At 40.1% G+C, this 20,065-nt stretch carries 18 protein-coding genes and 1 tRNA gene; 10 read left to right on the top strand and 9 right to left on the bottom strand.

The window, feature by feature from the left end; all coding sequences use genetic code 11:
• Window positions 1-12 precede the first annotated feature (12 nt).
• From E4O07_RS00325 to E4O07_RS00300, 6 genes are all read right to left on the bottom strand, one after another.
• Window positions 13-1,218 (bottom strand): FGGY-family carbohydrate kinase, encoded by a 1,206-nt coding sequence (locus E4O07_RS00325; RefSeq protein WP_253686696.1) that lies wholly within the window; start codon window positions 1,216-1,218, stop codon window positions 13-15.
• Complete coding sequence (locus E4O07_RS00320; protein WP_253686695.1) at window positions 1,196-2,452, bottom strand: ribose-phosphate pyrophosphokinase; 1,257 nt, start codon at window positions 2,450-2,452, stop codon at window positions 1,196-1,198. The genes E4O07_RS00325 and E4O07_RS00320 overlap by 23 nt, the downstream gene beginning before the upstream one ends.
• A gap of 84 nt (window positions 2,453-2,536) precedes the next feature.
• Entirely contained in the window at window positions 2,537-3,505 is a 969-nt protein-coding gene (locus E4O07_RS00315; RefSeq protein WP_253686694.1) for a GGDEF domain-containing protein, read from the bottom strand.
• Window positions 3,498-4,466 (bottom strand): GGDEF domain-containing protein, encoded by a 969-nt coding sequence (locus tag E4O07_RS00310; RefSeq protein ID WP_253686693.1) that lies wholly within the window; start codon window positions 4,464-4,466, stop codon window positions 3,498-3,500. The genes E4O07_RS00315 and E4O07_RS00310 overlap by 8 nt, the downstream gene beginning before the upstream one ends.
• A gap of 179 nt (window positions 4,467-4,645) precedes the next feature.
• A complete protein-coding gene (locus tag E4O07_RS00305; protein WP_253686692.1) occupies window positions 4,646-5,938 on the bottom strand; it encodes an ATP-binding protein in 1,293 nt (430 codons plus the stop codon).
• A 190-nt stretch (window positions 5,939-6,128) separates the two neighbouring features.
• A complete protein-coding gene (locus tag E4O07_RS00300) occupies window positions 6,129-6,830 on the bottom strand; it encodes a lysoplasmalogenase (protein WP_253686691.1) in 702 nt (233 codons plus the stop codon).
• A gap of 207 nt (window positions 6,831-7,037) precedes the next feature.
• Between E4O07_RS00300 and E4O07_RS00295 the strand changes: the two genes are divergently transcribed.
• The 7 genes from E4O07_RS00295 to hflX all read left to right on the top strand — a co-directional run bounded on the left by E4O07_RS00295 (window position 7,038) and on the right by hflX (window position 13,001).
• Window positions 7,038-7,811: a TatD family hydrolase gene (locus E4O07_RS00295; protein WP_253677995.1), complete on the top strand. Its 774-nt coding sequence runs from the start codon at window positions 7,038-7,040 to the stop codon at window positions 7,809-7,811.
• A gap of 1 nt (window position 7,812) precedes the next feature.
• Window positions 7,813-8,820 carry a tRNA dihydrouridine synthase DusB gene (gene dusB / locus E4O07_RS00290; RefSeq protein WP_253688148.1) on the top strand — a complete coding sequence of 336 codons (1,008 nt, stop codon included), beginning with the start codon at window positions 7,813-7,815 and terminating at the stop codon, window positions 8,818-8,820.
• Window positions 8,821-8,889: 69 nt separating this feature from the next.
• The gene (locus tag E4O07_RS00285) at window positions 8,890-10,620 is read left to right on the top strand and encodes a M3 family oligoendopeptidase (RefSeq protein WP_253686690.1); all 1,731 of its coding nucleotides are present in this window, start codon (window positions 8,890-8,892) and stop codon (window positions 10,618-10,620) included.
• An 87-nt stretch (window positions 10,621-10,707) separates the two neighbouring features.
• Window positions 10,708-11,166, top strand: a complete 459-nt coding sequence (locus E4O07_RS00280) for a GNAT family N-acetyltransferase (protein ID WP_253686689.1) — start codon at window positions 10,708-10,710, stop codon at window positions 11,164-11,166.
• Window positions 11,167-11,225: 59 nt separating this feature from the next.
• Complete coding sequence (locus E4O07_RS00275) at window positions 11,226-11,483, top strand: type II toxin-antitoxin system HicA family toxin (RefSeq protein WP_253686688.1); 258 nt, start codon at window positions 11,226-11,228, stop codon at window positions 11,481-11,483.
• Window positions 11,480-11,851 (top strand): type II toxin-antitoxin system HicB family antitoxin, encoded by a 372-nt coding sequence (locus E4O07_RS00270; protein WP_253686687.1) that lies wholly within the window; start codon window positions 11,480-11,482, stop codon window positions 11,849-11,851. The genes E4O07_RS00275 and E4O07_RS00270 overlap by 4 nt, the downstream gene beginning before the upstream one ends.
• The gene (gene hflX, locus E4O07_RS00265; protein WP_253686686.1) at window positions 11,835-13,001 is read left to right on the top strand and encodes a GTPase HflX; all 1,167 of its coding nucleotides are present in this window, start codon (window positions 11,835-11,837) and stop codon (window positions 12,999-13,001) included. Before E4O07_RS00270 ends, hflX begins: the two co-directional genes overlap by 17 nt.
• Window positions 13,002-13,093: 92 nt before the next feature.
• Here the strand turns inward: hflX and prtP are convergent, their stop codons facing one another.
• From prtP to prcB, 3 genes are all read right to left on the bottom strand, one after another.
• Window positions 13,094-14,863, bottom strand: coding sequence for a dentilisin complex serine proteinase subunit PrtP (gene prtP, locus E4O07_RS00260; RefSeq protein ID WP_371921934.1), 1,770 nt, complete (start codon window positions 14,861-14,863; stop codon window positions 13,094-13,096).
• Between the two features lie 17 nt (window positions 14,864-14,880).
• Window positions 14,881-17,025, bottom strand: coding sequence for a dentilisin complex subunit PrcA (prcA, locus tag E4O07_RS00255; protein WP_253686685.1), 2,145 nt, complete (start codon window positions 17,023-17,025; stop codon window positions 14,881-14,883).
• Between the two features lie 160 nt (window positions 17,026-17,185).
• Window positions 17,186-17,704 carry a dentilisin complex subunit PrcB gene (prcB, locus tag E4O07_RS00250; protein ID WP_253686684.1) on the bottom strand — a complete coding sequence of 173 codons (519 nt, stop codon included), beginning with the start codon at window positions 17,702-17,704 and terminating at the stop codon, window positions 17,186-17,188.
• A 137-nt stretch (window positions 17,705-17,841) separates the two neighbouring features.
• Here prcB and E4O07_RS00245 point away from each other — a divergent pair.
• From E4O07_RS00245 to E4O07_RS00235, 3 genes are all read left to right on the top strand, one after another.
• Window positions 17,842-17,914, top strand: a tRNA-Ala gene (locus tag E4O07_RS00245).
• Window positions 17,915-17,967: 53 nt separating this feature from the next.
• Window positions 17,968-19,677, top strand: a complete 1,710-nt coding sequence (locus E4O07_RS00240; protein WP_253686683.1) for a hypothetical protein — start codon at window positions 17,968-17,970, stop codon at window positions 19,675-19,677.
• A 3-nt stretch (window positions 19,678-19,680) separates the two neighbouring features.
• On the top strand, window positions 19,681-19,953 hold the full coding sequence (locus E4O07_RS00235; RefSeq protein ID WP_253686682.1) for a glutaredoxin domain-containing protein: 273 nt from the start codon (window positions 19,681-19,683) through the stop codon (window positions 19,951-19,953).
• Window positions 19,954-20,065: the final 112 nt, after the last annotated feature.

Below are 20,065 nucleotides of genomic sequence, written 5' to 3'. Positions count from 1 at the left end.
CTATGCGGCAGGCTAGAATATAGCTATTCCATCTGCGGCTTCGCTTATTGAGGCATAGGGTTTAAGAGAAGTAAAAACTATTGCGGCGTTGCCCAAGAGCTCGGCGTCGGCTATTTGCAGCACCTTAAATTCTCTGCCCGTAATTTCGGCCTTTAGTTCCCGCCAAAGTTTGTTATTGGCCTGCCCGCCCGAGAGTGTATACACAGGGCGGAAACCTGCGGCCTTTTCAAGCAAATCCATTCCCTCTTTTACCTTAAAAGCAAGAGCCTCGATGATAGCCCTTCCTTCCGCTTCATTTTCTTTATAGGACTCGATAGTATTTATACTGTGCACAAAGGCATCAAAGTCCATAAAACTCCCCCCGTGCTTTTTTATATATTCGTAAAAAAGGCTGCCCGAATCCTCTATTATGTACGAAAGATTCCAAAGGTCAGGAATGGGAGAAGGAAGAAGGCGTAAGCCTTTCAGTTTGGAGCTTTCAGGAGGAGCTTCGATACAGATATTTATTCCCTCGCTTGAACCGGCCCTGTCGCAGGCCCTTCCCGGCTTCAAGGTGTTTGTGCCGATGAGGGCTGCTATAAAATCGGGAGGCCCTGCAAAAACCGGGATATTACGGTAAAGGCCGCAGTGCTCGCCTAGCGGAACAAAGGGTGGGATCTTTTTTTTGGGTATTGATAAGGCCTTTAGCTCTTCATCCGACCAATAAGCGGATACATATCTCTTTTCGGGTAAAACGGTCACCGCATTTTTTGTAAGCTTATAAATTAAATATTCGGGGCCCGATAAAATATATTTTGCATTATCGAATATTTCCGGGTAAGAGCTTCTGAATAAGTCCAAGCGCGGCAAAAAGATGGACTTACCGTAAAGAGGATTTTTCTCTTTGGCGTTTCCGTTAGAGGTTTCGGAAGAGGTCTTGTTCCATAAAAGCAAAAAATCCCTGCTTTCGCTTTTTTCCGATACGGCGACCAAGCTCGGTCCGTTCCCCGAAATGCAGATACCGCAAATCTCAATGCTTTTTTTTTCCGCAAAGTCGGAAAACTGTTTAAAAAGATTTTCAAAAGAAACAAGCCATGTTTCGGCTTCAAGGTTTTGAGGAAAAAATAAGCGGCCTTGAGTATAAACCTTGCCGTCTTCGGCTATAAGGGCTCCTTTGAGGGAGGAAGTTCCTATGTCAAAGACGGCAGCACAAAAATTATTTTTTAGGCATTGATGCATTTTTAAGCAATTTTTCGATAATATCCCTGTTATCGAGGAGACTCGAAAGCGAGAGGTTTTCGTGAAGCCGCGTAATAACTTGAGCAAAGAGACCCGATACATCGGTTTCGATATACCATTCTTTTTGTTTTAACTCGGTGTGGTAAACGGCGTTTGTACCTATGACCCTGTAAAAAAGCCCCTTGGAATAGGCCTCATCAAATTGCTGAATGGCATCTCCCGTAAAGAAGGGAAGACTTACTGCGGCTATAACCTTTTTTGCTCCCTTGCTCTTCAAGAATTCCATAGCCTTTAAAAGAGTTCCTCCCGTTCCCAACATGTCGTCTGCGAGGAAGGCGTTTTTTCCTTCTACATCTCCCAAAAGCTTAATGCTTATGATATTCGACTGTTTGGCATTTTGGGTAACAACGGAATAATCCCTTTCCTTATATATCATGGCGAGGGGTTTTTGCAAGCCCGACGAATAGAATTTGTTGCGGTCGACAGCCCCGGAATCGGGAGAAACAACTACAAATTGTTCTTCCGAATCGGCACTTAAATCGAGTATTCTAGTAAGTTCACGGATAATCTGATAACTTGCATGAAGGTTTTGTAAACGTGCAGAATGGAAGGAATTTTCAATTTCGCGAGAGTGGATATCGAGGGTTATAATCTGCTCTACATCGAGGTCTTCATAAATATGACCGAGTAAGCTGGCCGTCAAACCTTCCCTTCCCTTCTTTTTATGCTGGCGGCTGTAAGGATAAACCGGAAGAACCAAGGATATTCTTCCTGCACCGGCATGGCGCACTGCATCTATGGTTACGATGAGGGACATAAGGTGATCATTTACTGAAAAGACTACCTTGTTTTTTCCTTCGTTAATTATAATTTCCTGCTTGTTTTCAACATCCTGAAAAATATAAACATCTTTTCCTCGGACTGTTTCAAGAAGCTCGGTTTTAAATTCCCCGTTCATAAAGTATGTAAAACGGGCATCTACCTTAAATTTAGGTACATGGATTTTATTTGTATCTTTGTTTACCGACATTCTGCCTGCAAACAAATCGTTATAAAAGTTAAACTTTTGAATCATATCCTCAGCGGAGGTATTGTACCTCTTTGCAAGTTTTTCGCTTTGCTGGTACAACTTACGGGCATAGATATGCTTCAAATTCCTAATCGTTAAATTTGCAAACTCTTCTCCTCCCGGACAAGCGATAATTGCGAGGTTGTTCGATTCAAGATAATTCATTTTGCCTCCAAAAAGAATGTAAAAAAAATTTACTTGGCTTACTTTATCACTTGTTAAGGAAAATTACAATAGGGGAAGATACTGCTATTTTTTATAAACAAAAACCCTGTTTCTTCCGGTTTCTTTTGCAGAATAAAGAGCTGTATCGGCAAATTTTAAAAGCTCAGCTGTTGTCATCTTTTCGTCATATGCTGCAAGGCCGATCGAGCATGAAACCCGTAACTCGGGATGCTCTTGAAAGGTCAAGGCGTTAACCTCGGTACATACTTTTTTGCACTGATATTCGGCTCTTTCCAACATTCCTCGGATAATAAATGAAAACTCATCTCCGCCGTATCGGATTAAAATATCGTCCGTATCAAAATTGCGCTTAAAAACTTCGACAATGGCTAATAGAACCTTATCACAAAAAACGGCTCCGTAGTCCCTGTTAAGCTGACCAAAGTGGTCGATATCCACCATGGCAAAGCTTACCCCGATGTGCTGGCGGACACAGCGCTTCAATAGGCTTTCAAAGGACTCATCTAAATATCTTCTATTGTAAAGCCCTGTAAACTCATCGGTAATGGCGCGTTTTTTTGCATCATCACCCCATCTGATTATCTGCGACAAAAGCCCGTCCGTTTTACTTAATCTACTGCCTGTGATTTTAAGCATATTGTACAAAACCGTCGAAGCAATTTTCGGCTGATCGATAATGAGGGAAGAAAAATCTTGGGATTTTAAAACAAGACAGGAAGTAGATTCTACAGCCTTACAGGTTGCCGACCTATGCTCCTGTTCAAGCATAGCCATCTCACCGAAAAAGTCTCCTGCTCCGAGGCGGACAAGTTCAATTTCCTTTCCTTCGGATTTTACCGAAACGGAAATAGAACCCTTGACTATGATAAAAAGCTCATTGCCCGATTCGCCTTCATAAACCAAGGCCTGCCCTTCTTCAAATTCGGAATAAAACATAGCTTCAGCTAAAACTTGAATCTCACCCAGAGAAAGATGAGCAAAGAGCCGTGCCGTCTGTAAAATTTCAAGCCATTTTTGTTTTGAGCTATTCATTTATATCCTCCTCAAATAGAATGAGGGAGCCGCCACGGGCTCTTCCTATAAGAGGCATTTCGGAGCATTGTTTTATAAATTCAGGCTTTGCAATCTTTGTATCCGGATAGAGCAAGATACCTAAACTCATGCTCAATTTAAAAGCATTGTTTAAGACCGGAGATATATCCAAATTTTCAAGCTCTGCCTTTATCTTTTCGGCTAAACTTGCAGCCCCGGTACGTCCTAATTCGGGCGTTAAAACGGCAAATTCGTTCCCCTGATAACGGATTAAAACCGAATCTGTATCCAAAAAGCGGCTTAAATGATTGCCTATAAAGGTAAGACAGGCATCGCCTTTTTCGTGGCCGTAGGTGTCGTTGATAGCCTTAAAATTATCGGGCTTCATCATAATAAGAGAAAAAGAGCTTTTCATAAACTCTGCAATGTTTTCTTCAAGATAGGCCTTGTTTAAAAGACCCGTAAGCTTATCCCCATAAACCTGCTTTTGTAATTCCTGCATTATGGGAGAGTTTTCTTTTATTAAAGAGTTCGCCTTCCGGGTTCTTCTTGAAACCATAACCAAGAAGGACTTTAACAGTTGAGCATAGGTTACGGGATTATCCTTAAAGACATCTTCCATAGGTGTACCGTCTTTCGGGAAAGAGAGGATGACAGTATCTTCATTGGCAGAAGCGATTGCCTTTTGTTCTTCTCCGGTCAACATTGCCGTTTCGCCGAACATCTCGCCTGCTACAAATTCGGCAAGGACGGAATTATCTTCAGGAGACAAAATGATAACGTTTCCTTCTACAATAATATAAAAACGGTCACCGCATGTGTCCTGTTTAAAAATAACATCGCCTTTTTGATAGCTGTCTATCCCTGCCCTATCGGCTATATCCTTTAAGTAAACCTCATCCCATCCTGCAAAAAGAGGAGTATTACTTAAAGCCTCCAGCTTCTGTCTATCACTAATCATCTATACCACCTAAAAGCATTATAACATATTTTCAGCAAAAGAAAAGTGCATATTGAAAAAAAATCGGGAAAATTGAGCGAATAGAATTTAGAGAATCTTATAAATAAAATTGATTTGGTATTCGGATGCTGCCGTAAATATAGAAATTTTATCAAATCGGCATTCTCTCAGATTAAAACCTAAACATCAAGGCTATTTTCATTGAGCAAAAAGTCATAAATGCTCATAATAGTTATGCCTTGTTCATTTCTCCAAATAGGACTTTGTGTTCCGACAACTATTATTTTTTTAAAGGAATCAGGTACATGCAGCAATGAAGATTGCTCCTGCTGCATTTTTTCTAAATCGGGAATTGCAAATGCAGATTGAATATAATATCTTCTATTTCCAAGATTTGCAACAAAATCTACTTCAAGTTGTTTGCGTACATTGCCCTTATTTTCTTTACAATTTATTTCAACGACACCGACATCTACGGAAAACCCGCGGAAAATAAGCTCGTTGTATATAACATTCTCCATGAGATGCGTTTCTTCAAATTGTCTAAATCCTAAAATTGCATTACGTAGTCCTGTATCGGCATAATAGTACTTTACCGGCGTTGTTATATATTTTCTTCCTTTTACATCATATCTTTCCGCTTTTTGGATTAAAAAAGCGTCCTGAAGATATTGAAGATAGTCTTTTATTGTGGGTGCTGAAATTCCTTTTTGTCCGCCTGTAATAAAAGTATTAACTATTTTTTGCGGATTTATAAGCGATCCAATTGATGAGGAAATAACTTTTTGCAATTCTTCCATACCGGAGCTATTTGAGATTGCATATCTTTCACTGATGTCTTTCAAATATATCTCACTATTTAAACGTGTTAGATAACGGACTTTTTCTTCGTCATTTGAAAGGCGTAAAATATAAGGCATTCCGCCATACATGAGATAATTATTCCATGCTGCATATATATCACCTTGAACAACCGGATAATATTCGGAAAAAGAAAGCGGAGCTATATGTATCTCATCTCCTCTGCCCCTAAATTCAGTCAGTACATCACTCGAAAGCAATTTGGAGTTGCTCCCTGTTACATAAACATCAACATTGTTTTTACGCAATAAACCGTTTAATATTCCATAGAGCTTAATGAAAGAATCTTTGTTTTTTAATTCTTCGCGATTAATAAGCAATTGAACTTCATCCAGTAAAATAAAGTACGGCTCAGTTTCATCATTCGTTCTGTTTTGCAAAAAACTTGCCAGTTTTTCAGGATTTAAAAATTCTGAATTTTCAGAGTCATCCATAGCAAGTGTTATTATGTTTTGTTTTTTAATTCCTTGTTTCAGCAAATATTTATAAAATAAATTAAAAAGTAAAAACGATTTACCTGATCGCCTCACTCCTGTAATAATTTTAATCATACCGTTATTCATTTTTGAGATTAATCTTTGCAAATAAATTTGTCTTTCAGCTATTTTCATAAACATCTTACCTCATTTTAGATTTTTGCGTATTTCCGCATTTTTCTAAAATAGAATTATGCCATATATTGTTATAAAGAGCAATACCAATTTATCTAAAAAACATCCTAATATCGGCTGTACAAAAATTAAGCGGCAACGGATAAGAGTCTTAACCGCTGCCGCTTATCAAGCTGAGAGTTTTAAACTCTTAAGCTCCTATAATTCCTATAGCACCGAATATGATTAAAAGTTGGGCAAGAATATAAGTTTTCATAATAATAAAGCGCATTCCGGCCTTACCGCCCAAAAAGTATTGGGCTGAAACAAGAGCATCCGAGACGATAAACAAAATGCTTCCTACAGCAGCCAATATAAGTCCGATTGAAGGATTTGCAAAGGCAAAAACTATAAAGAGCCAGCTCATCGATGAGAGTATAAGCCCGTAGGCTATTACAATCGGCTTAAGACCTTTTAAGTGTTTTTTTGTTCTCATTATGCTGTAAATAATTACAACTAAAAAAATCACAGCCGTGACAATTCCGGGAATAAGGGGAATAGAATCAACCTTAGCACCGAGTATTGCAAAAACTATGTAACAGATTTGGGTAATCGCAAAAAATAAAATTCCAAGCGCAAAGTTTTGTTTTTCCCTATCAAAAAGAAGAGCAACATCCCCAAAAAAGCTGGATATCAGAGCAATAATTATTAAAATGTGTAAAATAGAGAAGTTTTGAACATTAACAAAAGTGAAAGCCAAAAAGAATAAAAGCAAAGACGGCATCAGCATAAACTTTGTAATATCTGCCCATTTTTGTTTTTGCTTAAAACACTTAATCAAATGGATTGTCGAAATAACAACAAACAAAACGATAGTTGCTATACACCAAGGATCTAAACATTGATTATACATAATATACCTCCAAAAATATACCTACACCATAATCATATACCGAAACCATCAAAAAAGCAAGCTATTTTTATTATTAACATAAATTATTGACAATTTTTAAAATTTAAGTTGACGATTACGCTTTTCTATGCTATTCTGTACAAGACGGTAGTGTTACCTTAGTTAATAGGTAAAAATTTATAACATCAGTTTACATGGAAGAATAATATGCAGATTTTTGATACTCATGCTCATCTCGGCTTGATATATTCTGATCCGATTGAGCAGTTGCGGGTTGTACAGGAAGCCAGACAAGGCTCTGTAACAAGGATAATAAGTATATGTAACAGCCTCCACGACTTTTCAAAGGTGTACGAGACTCTCAGGTTTTCACCTGCAGTATACCATGCCGTAGGCGTATCTCCTTCCGAAGTTACATCCCCGGGAAAGGACTGGCAAAAAATTATAGAAGAAAGCTTAAAATTGCCCAATGTAGTGGCTGTAGGAGAAATAGGTCTTGATTATTGCAAAAAATACGGAGACAAGCGTTCTCAGATTGAACTTTTTATAGCCCAGCTTGACATTGCTTCAAAAGCGGGATTTCCTGTAATTATCCATAACAGGGAAGCAGGCAAGGACCTTCTTGACATATTAAAAGAAAGGATTCCTAAAGAGGGCGGCGTTTTACATTGCTACTCAGAAGACGATATTTATGCAAAAGAGGCCTTAAAGCTTCCCCTATACTTCTCCTTTGCAGGAAATTTGACTTACCGCAATGCAAGAAACTTGCACGATACGGTATTGGCGCTTCCTCTTGACCGAATCGTAGTCGAATCCGAAAGCCCCTTCATGCCTCCTTCGGTATACCGAGGCCAAAGGAATATGCCGGCCAATACAATCGAGACTGTAAAGTTTATGGCTGAAATGTTAAAGATGGATATTGAAGAACTTGCCGATCAGCTTTGGAAAAACAGCTGCAAACTCTTCAGGCTGCCGGAATAAGATGGCAAAAACACCGCTTTACAAGCCCGTCTCAATAGGCGGGCTTCTTTTATCGGGAAACATATTTTTGGCCCCTGTTGCAGGCTATTCCGACAAGGCCTTCCGCTCAATCTGCGTGGACTGCGGCGCCGATTTTACATACACCGAAATGGTCTCCTCAGAGGCCCTCGTGAGGGATTCCAATAAAACCGAGAGCCTAATCGGAAGATCTCCTAACGAAAAGGCCTATGCCGTGCAGATTTTCGGCTCAAATCCCGAATACATGGCAAAAACAGCCGTAATAATCGCCGAAAAATATTCTCCCGAATGTATCGATATAAATTCGGGCTGCCCTATGGCAAAGATTACCAAAAACGGAGCAGGTTCGGCTTTGATGACGGACATCCCGCTTTTATACAAAATTGTAAAGGCGGTAAATGATGCAATGGCTCCATATAAGATACCCGTAACTCTTAAAATAAGGTCGGGCTTTACCGCCGATAAACTCAACTGGAAAGAAGCAGCCTCAGCCGCAATTGATGCCGGGGTTAAAATGCTCACCCTACATCCGCGCACCCGTGCACAGGTGTATTCGGGGAAGGCCGATTGGAACATCCTTGCAGAGCTGGTTCAATTTGCGAAGCCTTATCAAATTCCTGTTTTCGGATCGGGAGATCTTTTTTCGCCTGAGGATGCCAAAAAAATGCTTGAAGAAACAGGCTGTGCCGGCATAATGTTTGCCCGCGGGGCTATGGGAAACCCCTTTATCTTTACACAAACGCGGGAGCTTTTGACCAAGGGAACATACGGAGAAATAAGCACGGAACAAAAAATCCGCACCGGCTTTAAAGAGCTCATTTTTTTATGCGATGAAAAGGGAGAAGAAAAAGGCTGCCGCGAAATGCGTAAACGCTTTGTCGCCTACACCAAGGGCATACCCGACGGCTCAAAACTCCGCCAAGAATTAGTACAAGCCTCAACAATAGAGGAGTACAAAGCTATAATTCAAAATTATTTTCAATTGACATAAGAGGATTTCTTCTATATACTTATTTTTGTAAAAAATTCGGAAACCTTTGTTTCCTCAGTAGGAGAACTTATGTCAGACACATGTACAGTAAAAACTCTGCCTTTGGTTCCGTTTAAGGAAATGCCTTATACGAGGCCGGATATGAAGGCGATTGAAAAGGGCTTTGCCGATGCCCTATCTAAATTTAAGGCTGCAGCTTCGGTAAAAGAGCAGATCGAAGCTATCGATATGGTACAGGCCATAAACCGCGAGTACAGCACCATGTCTTCGCTGGCCTCGGTCAGACACACCATCGATACAAGGGACGAATTCTACGATAAAGAAAACGATTTTTATGATGAGGCAGGCCCTCTTTTTAGCAAGCTTTCAAACGAATTCGGTGCAGAAATGGTAAAATCGAAATTTAGAGCCGAGCTTGAAAAGGAATTCGGTCATCAGGTTTTTGATTTAACCGACCTATCCTTAAAGGTATTCAGCCCCGAAATTATGGACGACCTAATGGCCGAAAATAAGCTTACCAGCAAATACAGTAAGCTCATCGCCTCTGCCCAGATCGAATTCCAAGGCGAAAAACGCACCCTTTCCCAGCTTAGCCCATTTATGCAGGACATGGATAGAGAAGTACGAAAGGCTGCGGCCAAGGCCTACTACAGCTTTTTTGAAGAAAACGAAGCCGAATTCGATTCTATCTATGATGAACTTGTAAAGGTACGCACAAAGATAGCCAAAAAACTCGGCTACAAGAACTTTGTTCAGCTTGCCTATGACCGCCTCGGAAGAACCGAGTACAATGCCGAAATGGTTGCAAACTACCGCAAGCAGATTTATGAGCTTGTTGTTCCGATTGCTCAGGCCTTAAAAAAGCGACAAAGCAAGAGATTAAAGCTCGATAAGGTCTATTATTACGATACCGGCCTCAAATACCTTACGGGAAATGCCGTTCCCCAAGGCGAGCCTGATTGGATTGTTGAGCAGGCAAAGAAGATGTACAACGAGCTTTCACCCGAAACAAAGGAATTCTTCGGCATTATGACCGATTACGGACTAATGGACCTACTTTCAACAAAGGGAAAGGCAGGCGGAGGTTATTGCACGGGCTTCCCCATGTACAAGGTTCCCTTTATCTTTGCAAACTTTAACAAGACCCAGCACGATGTCGAGGTTATGACCCACGAAGCAGGCCATGCCTTCCAAGCCTATCAAAGCCGGGATGCCCGTCTTCTCGAATACGGATGGCCCACCCTTGAGGCTTGCGAAATTCATTCGATGAGTATGGAATTTTTCACATGGCCCTGGATGGAGCTTTTCTTTAAGCACCAAACCGAAAAGTTTAAGTTTACCCATCTTTCGGGAGCCTTCGAATTCCTCCCCTACGGAGCCACAGTCGATGAGTTCCAACACTGGGTATATGAAAACCCCGAAGCAAGCCCTGCCGAAAGAAAGGCGGAATGGCATAAGATAGAATTAAAATACAATCCTTCAATCGATTATGCCGATAACGAATACCTTAACCGAGGCGGCTTTTGGATAAAGCAGGGACACATTTTTTCTTCTCCTTTCTATTACATAGACTACACCTTGGCCCAAGTTTGCGCCCTACAGTTTTGGGTAAAGGCCAATGCCGACCGCAAAACGGCTTGGGAAGATTATTTACGCCTCTGCAAGGCCGGCGGAAGCCTCCCCTTCTTGGAGCTTTTAAAACTTGCAAACCTAAAGAATCCCTTTGAAGAAGGCTGCATCGCTTCGGTAACCCCCGAATGCGAAAAATGGCTCAATTCGATAGACGATTCAAAACTCTAAAAAAAGGGCTTACCCAAAATCGGGTAAGCCCTCACCTTTTAAAAGGCTTAGGATATAGTCGATTTAAAGAACAAGAGGAGATTAAATTTGGTAAAAATTCTAAAAATAGAAAACAAGGATGAAAAAGCAAAAATTGTTGAAGAAGTCTTGATAGATTTACCCGAATGGTTCGGTTTACCAGAAAGCACAAAAGAGTATATCAATGATTCAAAAGAATTGGATTTATGGGCAGCAAAGAAAGATGATGAAATTATCGGGTTTATAACCTTAACCGAATCAAGCTCCGAATGTGCTGATGTGCATTGTATGGGAGTAAAAAAAATGTATCACAATCAGGGAATCGGAACCCTATTATTTAACGAGCTTAAAAAATTTGCTTCAACCAAATATGATTATATACAGGTAAAAACGGTAGATGAGGGGCATTATAAAGAATATGACCAAACAATAGCCTTTTATAAAAAACAAGGATTTAAAAAATTGGAAGTTTTTCCTACACTGTGGGATGAATGGAATCCATGCTTGATAATGATACAAAAATTATAAAAATGCAACTATTATACAGTTGCATTTTTATAAAAAACACAATATAATTAAGATAAGATATGAGTCGGGATGAAAAACTTATAAAAAGGTTATTATCTAAACCAAGGGATTTTACATATAATGAACTCAAAAGATTATTAAAGGCATTGGGCTATGTAGAAACACAGAGCGGCAAAACATCAGGATCGAGGGTTGCATTTATCAACTTATCTGACGGGCATATTATCCGCCTTCATAAGCCGCATCCAAATAATGAATTGAAGCAATACCAAATTGAACAGATTATTTATGAATTGCAGTTAAAGGGGGTACTATGAAAGATTTTTTGGAATATAAAGATTATTTAGGTTCGGTGCATTTTAATGCTGATGATGAGATATTTTATGGAAAAATAGAATGTATTGATGATTTAATATCATTTGAAGGTAATACCGTAAACGAATTAAAAACAGCCTTTATTGAAGCTGTTGAAGATTATATTGAGCTATGCAAAGAAGCAGGAAAACCGGCTGAAAAATCATACAAAGGGAGCTTTAATGTAAGAATATCTCCTACAATACACAAAAAAGCGAAACGGCAAGCTATTATTCAAGGAATATCATTAAATCAATTTATTCAACAGGCTGTTGAGCAGGCTGTAACCGATAACTTACAAGGAGCTTCACGGCGTGTACATAACCGATAATGAAACAAAAAAGGCCTTGCTTATTTTTACGGATATCTTATCAAGTCCGGTAAAAACGAATATAAGCCGCTCGTCTTTACATGAAAAGAGTGGAGAGGCTCTAAAAGAAATAGAAGAAAAAGAACTCGAAAGCCTTGTTAAGACCATTTTTTTAAAGCCCCTATCTTCTCTCCGCTTTAGAGTGGCAAAGGAAAATCCTGCGACTCTTGTAGGTTCGGGACAGCTTGAAAAAATTGCTCAAGCTATAGAAGATGAAGGAGCCGATCTTGTTGTCTTTAACAGTGCTATAAGCCCCCGCATTCAGCGGAACCTTGAAGCCGCTTTAAATACCTGCGTTATAGACCGCTCCGAGGTTATCATTCAAATATTTGCGGACAGGGCTCAAACGCGGGAAGCGGTATTGCAGGCGGATCTTGCCCGCTTGGAGTACTCTATGCCGCGCCTTACCAGAAGATGGACCAGCTTAGCCCAGCAAAGGGGCGGAGCAAAGGGAACAAGGGGAGCTTCCAGAGGTGCAGGCGAAAAAAAACTGGAGCTTGACAGAAGAACCTTAAAAACCGGAATTGCAAAGCTCAAAAAAGAGGTAGAAAGGGTAAGGCTTCAAAGAAAGGAACAGAGGAAGACCCGCTTACAGGGAGACAAAAAAATAGGGGCGATTGTAGGCTACACAAACGCCGGAAAATCCTCTCTTTTAAAAAAACTTTCGGGAACCGAAATTTTTACCGAAGATAAGCTTTTTGCCACCCTCGATGCCGAAACCAGAAAAGTTTTTTTACAAACGGATGAAAAAAATATTCAGGTTCTGTTAACCGATACCGTAGGCTTTGTAAGCAATCTGCCTCACCAGCTGATTGATGCCTTCCGTTCAACTCTTGAAGAAGCCGCCCTTGCAGACTTTTTAATAATAGTCTGCGATGCCTCCCATCCTGCAATGACGGAATGCCTTGAAGTTACAAGGCAAGTCTTGGATGAACTTTCATGCAAGGAAAAGCCGGTCATAATTGCAATAAACAAAATAGATGAAGTCTTTGATGAGGGTGAAATTTTAAGATTAAAGGAACGCTATCCTGAAGCTGTCGAAATTTCGGTTAAAACAGGAAAGGGACTTGAAGGTTTAAAAAGAAAACTTGTCTCCATATGCACTCCCTAGGCAGAAATTACAAAAAAGCCCCCGTAAGAGCCTTTTAAGGCATTTGTCTTACGGGGGTAAAAGCACTAAGAGCTTAAATCCTGTTACGGCAGCTAAATATTGAAAGCAATAGTAATCTCTTGATTATTTCCCGTTACCGTAAAGTTTTCTTTTTTAGCTTCCCCGGCAAAATTGGTATAAACAGAATAGCTTCTGCCTTTGATAAGACCTTTAAAGACAACAGGCTCACCTCCAAAATCTGCAACAAAGGCCAAAGGAGCCTTGGTAACCTCATCAATTAAAGTAATTTTATTCCCAAATACCGCTTGTCCCTTATTGGTTACCTTAACGGTTATTTCGGCCTCGCTGTAGATATCGTTTGGAGCAGGGATTGCAGCAACGCCGTCAGTTACAGCCTTGGCTGCCTTGTAAACATTAACCCTACCATAGCCGTAGCGTTCATCAAAATCAGCCATTCCATCAATCTTGTCGGCGTTTTTTTCGAGTAAGGTCTTAATCTGATAGGGTGTCAAATTATGGGCATTACCGAAGGACAAAAGATAGCCTATTGTTCCAGTAATAAAGGGTGTCGCCATTGAGGTTCCGCTCATACTCTGATAAGAATCATCTCCATATACGGTACAAGACATAACACCGTCACCGGGGGCGGAAATGCTTATCCAAGCCCCTTTATTGCTAAAGTCTTTTTGCTTATCTTGTGCTGTGGTAGCCCCTACTGCAAGCACACCGGGGACGGCGGCAGGGAAGGCCGCCGTATAGCGGCCCTCATTTCCCATAGCTATTACCGGAAGAATATTGTTTTTTATAGCATAGATTAAAACTGAAAATTCAAATTCGGTACCGTATGAACCGCCCAAACTCATATTTACGGGAACCGTTGTTTGGGTAATTTGGTAGTCGGTATCTCTAAGATACGAAGGGAGCTTATTCTTTTCTTCATCAGAGCGCTCAGCCTTAGATTTACGCAAAATTTCTACAGTTTCTACCAGGTCGGCCATTGCGCCGTAAATAGCCCAATCGCTGCCCCCTCCTGTAATACCTAAACTTTGATAAGAGATAATTTTGGTATTTTTCCATGCAACACCTGCAATGCCCACTCCGTTATCGCCGCGGGCTGCTATGGAGCCTGAACAGTGTGTACCATGAGCTTCTTTATCCCAGTTTTGGCCTATAGGTATTTCGGTAAAGGGCTTTCCGTTTCCTATATAATTTGCTCCTGTAATGTCGGTTGCGGCAGATTTTGCATAAAGGACGATAGAATTTGTGCCATCTTTAAAATCCTGGTGCTCCATATTAATGCCGGTATCGATAATGCCTACAACTACATCTTTTGGACCGTAACCCAAGTCTTTATAGGCTTTTAAGGCTTCGGTTATTTTAAGCCCGTAATCCGAAGCATTTGCTATGGGGTCGTTAAGGTAGTTTCCATCGGTAAGGCCTCTAGCCTCTATAATAGGTTTACCTTGTAATATTGGTTTTTTAGTATATTTAGGAACTTCAACCTTGTAATCGTACTCGGCCGAAAGAACGCCATTAATAAAAAGCACCTTTGAAAGATTCTTTTTTGCATTTCCTTCCTTGTAAAGGTTCCAATAGCGGAGACCCTCCCCTCGAAGAGAAACAAAACCTCTAACCTCAAAGCCTTCTTTTTCAAAAAGGGTCTTATCAAAGTTTGATGAGGTCTTTACGATAAAAGAACCTTCTACAATATTTTCAAGTCCTTCTTCAGTAAAGACAGGAAGGCCTGAATTTAAATTTTCCTCAATTTTTTCATGCTTTAAACTTTCGGGATTTTTAATTCCGAAAGAACATGAAACCAGTGTAACGGCTAAGACCGTCAATAAACAAAAAAATTGTTTCATTATAATCCTCCATATCCTTATTCTGTTACCGTAAAGGTAAATCTTCCATTAACAGCATTAGCACCGTTAGAATAGGTATTACCAAAAGTTTGGATTTGAACCATGCCTATAGTACCGTCGAGGTTTACATAAGTATGATCTTTGATGACCATAAGCGGTGAGTCATCATTTAAATCATAAGCATCATCACCCCAATCCTGTATATCCCATTGGTAGGTTGTGCCTGCCGTGTATGTAAGAGGCTGGCCCGCTGAGTATTCTTCAACATTAAAGAAACCTATTTGAGTAAATTTAGGAGTAAGGGTAATCTCTCTTGTTGAAGAATTTACCTTAATAAGGTCTTCAAGACTGTTAACACCAATATTCGGTTGCGCCAATTGCCCTTTCAAAATATCCTGATATGAAACCTTTCGGTATACACTACCGTTTTGTACGAGATCTATAAGAAGGTCAGGACCGCTATTTCCATCCTTGTACGTTCTATTGTAATAATATTGGAATTTGGAACCGAAAAGAACCTTTCCACGCCCGTCAACTACTAAAAGCCCCGAATCAAAGCAGTCTGCTTCGTCCTTTTTAAGGAGCTTAGGATTACTTATCTTGCAGGTATAGCTCATGTTTTGGGCATCTGCCTTTGAAATCAGAACACGGTTGGCAGGAGCCGTAAGTTCATAGGTAAAGGCTTCCATTACCTTCATCTTTAATACGGGAGACTCTACGGTATGGCTTGCATTATAGGCTATAACCTTATACTCATATTCTACATTTTCTTCCAAGCGCGAATCAGTATCAAAACCTTGATGCAAGTTCGCACCGGGGAATGTTTCAACCATAGGCTTGCCGTAAATTGTGCGGCTTACTCGTTCAAATTTATCTTCTGTACCGGCTTTTTTTCGGTAAAAATCAAAGCCGATAATGGGAACAGACTTTCCGCCGGTACCCGCAAGATTGAACTGTATGATCGACGTATATGAAGAACTATGTCCTCCTATGGGATCAAGGGCCAATGGAATTATATTGCCGTTAACGGAACCGCCCATTAAATTTATATGTGTAATATCCCCTCCGTCATTCGAATAAATATTTGCCGAATATGGGATACGCTCCACAATTATAAGAATATTCTTAAATACGGCATTATCCAAGGGGGCTCCGCTTGCGGAATTTTCCGACTTAATGCTTATGTGTTTTTCGACACGGTTATTTGCAATATCGTAACCTACAACTATTAGATCGAAATTTCCGTTGGGGAAGATAAAGTCTCCTGTACCCGGCTTTAACTCAAATTCGTATTTTGATGTAAAAGTTCCGGCAGAAAATTCGGTGCCAAAATAACTGCCATAAATTCCGCTAAGGTCGTTAGGAATCATTCCCATACCTACCTTAGCCCCAAAGCCGTTCCCGTCCTTCGCTTCGACGGCACCTACACTTGAAGTAAAGTTTACCTTAATGCTTTTTAGGCTGTTATCAATGGACGAGCCGTCGTTTATGGGTGTTTCACCCCCTCCTGCAGCAGCCGCTTTCATAATTGAAGCTACCTTAGGCGGCTCAACTCCTCGCGTATGATCGCCATGCGGGAATTGAATCATAGTAAGTTTTTGGTTTTTTAGTGCAGAAACATAGTAGTTTTCAATCAAGGAACCGGCCCATTTTTTTTCGATACCTTCAAGTTTAAAGTCATATCGTTTATCCGGCTCAAGGCCTGTTATATTGGCGATACCGTTGTTAACCTGAACTGTTTTAACCGGCGCTGCCCCGGCCACTTGTGCCGGGTCAAAGACCTTAAGCGTGGTGCCCGATACCTTTGTACCTCCTATAGAATCTACTACAAGGACTTCAACAGTTACGGTAGCACCGGCTTCAACAAAGTTAAGGCTGTAGATCTTAGAATTACCGCCCTTGATTACTTCAACAAGTACCTGAAGCTTTGCGGCACTTATCGCAACAGTGCCGTAGCCCGGATCAGTACTAACTTTGCCGTCAATTTTTACCTCAGCACCGGTATAAGCTTCGGCCGTAATATGAACCTCTCCATAAGGAACCGGAATATTGTGATACTCGGTTTTGGTTCCGTCAAAGATAAAACCGGGAGTCTCGGTTATTTTAAGCGATTTGAGTGAAGAGTTTTCTTGTTCCGGATTATAAAAATTTGTATCATTCAAAAATCCTCCTGAAGCTGTCTGCTTACAACTGGTAAGCATAAAAACAAATGTAACAATACTACATAGTGTTACTACATACATTCGCACATTTTTTGCTTTTTGTGACATCATATCCCTCCTAAATAAAAACTATTCTTATATACAGCCTTTTTTGAGGCGATTATAAGCGGTTTAAGTTATCGTTAATATTTAAGCTATCATTGCATCTTAATACTATAGTATCATTTGGTTCGGCATACACGGCAAATATGCTATAAGGGCTTGTTATTGCCTGTGTGACAATATCCTTAGGTGACGGACCTATTAGTCCCCATACAAGCTCAATGGAATTTCCCGTTTTTATAGCCGACAGAATTTCAATTCTATACCCTCCTGTCCTAAAAGGACCGCTTGTTATAACTACAACTGCTTTACGGCTAAAATCAATCTTAGGAACCGTAACATGATTACCGTAGATAATTGCATAAAGATTATCCAATCGGCCTTGTTCCCTTATAACTTGATCTATTCCGTTTTTTGCATTATTTCCTGAGCGCAGCAATTCGTATTGAATTTTATTTGCATCCCCTGTTTTTAAAGGAGCAGCAGAGGTTTCAGGAAAAGGACATTCTTTTAAACCTGCACAACTTGAAATCAAGAAGACAAAAAATAGGCTTATATAAAAATATTTTATATTCATATCAATTCATGGTATTATATCATAGCCCATTCTAATTGGGCAAGATGACTTTTATAAATCAAAATTATTTTTTAGATAATTATTAAAATACACTTGACACAGTATTAGGTTTACTGATATAATCCTCTTATGTTTATGGGGATATAGCTCAATTGGTAGAGCGCTTGCATGGCATGCAAGAGGTCAGGGGTTCAATTCCCCTTATCTCCAATACTAAAAGTTGGTACATTTCTGACATATTTATTTAATAAGGCGGCTAATCGGTGGATTCGACAACTGAAATAGATCTTGATGAGCTTCTCAAAGATGTAGTAATGCCTTCAGGCAGCACGGCACAGGCACCACCAACCCCCGGTAGTTTTGATTTTGATATAAATCAACCTAATCCTTTTCCCAGTATAAAGACCGGAGGGTTAAGCAGGGAGACTATGCTTTCAATGGCGCCTGAAGCCAGAGGAGAAGCAAAACGGGATCCCAGTGAACCGGATCTTACTCTGACTCATTTTGAAAAAGTTGAAAAATTTTTTGCAGATACACCGCATACCTTATTTGATACAGCAGAATTTTACAAGATAGTGTTAAAAAGCGAAGGAGAAAACGCGCAACGTCTTCATGCATCTTTAACCAAATTTTTGACGGCTACAGATCCTAAAGATAGAAGCGTATTCAGACAACAGGTTGAATCATCCTATTGGAACCTTGTTTCCGATATGGTCATGAAAATTGCATCCGGAAAATCTTCAAAAGAAAAACAATACGCGATAAGATACGGCCTTGTTCTCCCCACTCTTTTAACAACGGCACAAAAAGATATGTTTGCAAAAATAATAGACGAAAACCCCTATTGCGAAGCTGTCTATTATTTGGATGAATGGTTTAGAGAAATAGGAAGCGGTAAAATCAATCCTTCAGCAACAGATGAAGTCAGGGTTCCAAAAAGAGACGATAACTCACGATTTAACCAGCTTTTAGAAAAGGCCAAGGGAAAACTGCAAACGGCCGACAATTTATTAAGAGCAAAATCCGAAGAAATCAGCAGATTTGAAGACTCCATAAAACAACAAATCGATAATATGTTCTCTCATGATATGCTGGCTAACTTCTCAAATGTTAAATCACCTTACAGCGAATCACAAAAACAGCAGATATTGCAAATAAATGAAAGGCTAAAAAAACTCCTCAATTTTGACAAAGAACTGCAAAACTGTATTTCCGACTATAAAGAGGCTGATGCAGATGTACGCAGCTTAAGGGAAAAGGCCGATGCTTCAGGCGGAATTACGACAAATATGTCCGGGGCCGAAGGCGAATTTGATACCGTAAAGCAAATGGCTAAGATGACATGCGGAAGAAAAGGCAATCACTTTCCAATCTTATCCCGTGAATATCTTAGGAGCTCTTCAAAAGAATTAGGTACCCGTGAAAATATTTTAAGGGAAATGAAGTGGCTTGAAGACATAGATGTTCAAGCTTACTGCCGTCAATATAAAAATCAATTAAACCGGATACCTCCCTTTGTTATCTTGGTTCCAACCTATGGCGATATAGGCTTTTGCTGGGAGCCCTTTGATAGGTATAACCGTGTAACAAGCCGAGGAAGAATCGTAATTCCTATGTACCCGAAAAGCTTAAGGGTGTCGCTCCTAATGGCCACAGCCGACTTGCGCTGGCAGGTTGCTAAAGAAAAAGCCTCATACTACTGGATGGAAGAAGGCTTAACAGGAAACTATTACCAATGGTTTCAAAACCAAAAACTAAAAGGCGATATAAAGGAATACTTTATACAGGATTATATAACTTGGATGATTAAAGAAAGTGAAGGCATCCAAAAATTAGATAAAGAAGTTAGGGAAGTATTTTGGCGATACATGCCCTTTGCCGATTCAATTAAGGCAAAACTCAAAGACAGGGCCTTGGTATATCAAGAGCTTTGCCAAAGAGATATAAACCGCCAAATGTCGGATGGGTATTAAACTATGAAAAAACAATTATTTTTATTTGCCAGTAAATTATGCCCCGATTGCGGGCCTGCAAAGGAATATTTAGAAAGAAAAGGAGTAAAGTTCCGTTATTTTGACATTACTGAAGACTTAGGTTATCTAAAGTTTTTGTTAAAATATCGGGATGAACGGGCTGAATTTGCTCAGCTCAAAAAGGAGGGGAAGATCGGCATCCCATGCTTGATGGTCGGAGACGGCGAAGAGTTTGTATTCGACATTGAAGGAGCAGACCTGTCAAAATGGTCTTAACCCTGACCGGCCTTCTTTTTTTAAGTCAGGTATCTTAAGCCGATTGGTATTTAGGTTAAGCCTAAATACAATCTAGCAGGACGTGAGAGGACACGTCCTGCTTTTTTTATGC

Source organism: Treponema sp. OMZ 798 (assembly GCF_024181385.1).
In the GTDB taxonomy this organism is placed as follows: domain Bacteria; phylum Spirochaetota; class Spirochaetia; order Treponematales; family Treponemataceae; genus Treponema_B.
This window is presented reverse-complemented; position numbering and strand designations above follow the sequence as displayed.

Excerpts from the sequence above, each read along its gene's own strand:
- E4O07_RS00285 (WP_253686690.1), top strand. The coding sequence starts at position 8,890 with ATGTCAGACACATGTACAGTAAAAACTCTGCCTTTGGTTCCGTTTAAG.
- E4O07_RS00235 (WP_253686682.1), top strand. The coding sequence starts at position 19,681 with ATGAAAAAACAATTATTTTTATTTGCCAGTAAATTATGCCCCGATTGC.
- E4O07_RS00270 (WP_253686687.1), top strand. The coding sequence starts at position 11,480 with ATGAAAGATTTTTTGGAATATAAAGATTATTTAGGTTCGGTGCATTTT.
- E4O07_RS00320 (WP_253686695.1), bottom strand. The coding sequence starts at position 2,452 with ATGAATTATCTTGAATCGAACAACCTCGCAATTATCGCTTGTCCGGGA.
- E4O07_RS00295 (WP_253677995.1), top strand. The coding sequence starts at position 7,038 with ATGCAGATTTTTGATACTCATGCTCATCTCGGCTTGATATATTCTGAT.
- E4O07_RS00275 (WP_253686688.1), top strand. The coding sequence starts at position 11,226 with ATGAGTCGGGATGAAAAACTTATAAAAAGGTTATTATCTAAACCAAGG.
- E4O07_RS00300 (WP_253686691.1), bottom strand. The coding sequence starts at position 6,830 with ATGTATAATCAATGTTTAGATCCTTGGTGTATAGCAACTATCGTTTTG.
- E4O07_RS00305 (WP_253686692.1), bottom strand. The coding sequence starts at position 5,938 with ATGAAAATAGCTGAAAGACAAATTTATTTGCAAAGATTAATCTCAAAA.
- E4O07_RS00315 (WP_253686694.1), bottom strand. The coding sequence starts at position 3,505 with ATGAATAGCTCAAAACAAAAATGGCTTGAAATTTTACAGACGGCACGG.
- E4O07_RS00310 (WP_253686693.1), bottom strand. The coding sequence starts at position 4,466 with ATGATTAGTGATAGACAGAAGCTGGAGGCTTTAAGTAATACTCCTCTT.
- E4O07_RS00325 (WP_253686696.1), bottom strand. The coding sequence starts at position 1,218 with ATGCATCAATGCCTAAAAAATAATTTTTGTGCTGCCGTCTTTGACATA.
- prcB (WP_253686684.1), bottom strand. The coding sequence starts at position 17,704 with ATGAATATAAAATATTTTTATATAAGCCTATTTTTTGTCTTCTTGATT.
- prtP (WP_371921934.1), bottom strand. The coding sequence starts at position 14,863 with ATGAAACAATTTTTTTGTTTATTGACGGTCTTAGCCGTTACACTGGTT.
- dusB (WP_253688148.1), top strand. The coding sequence starts at position 7,813 with ATGGCAAAAACACCGCTTTACAAGCCCGTCTCAATAGGCGGGCTTCTT.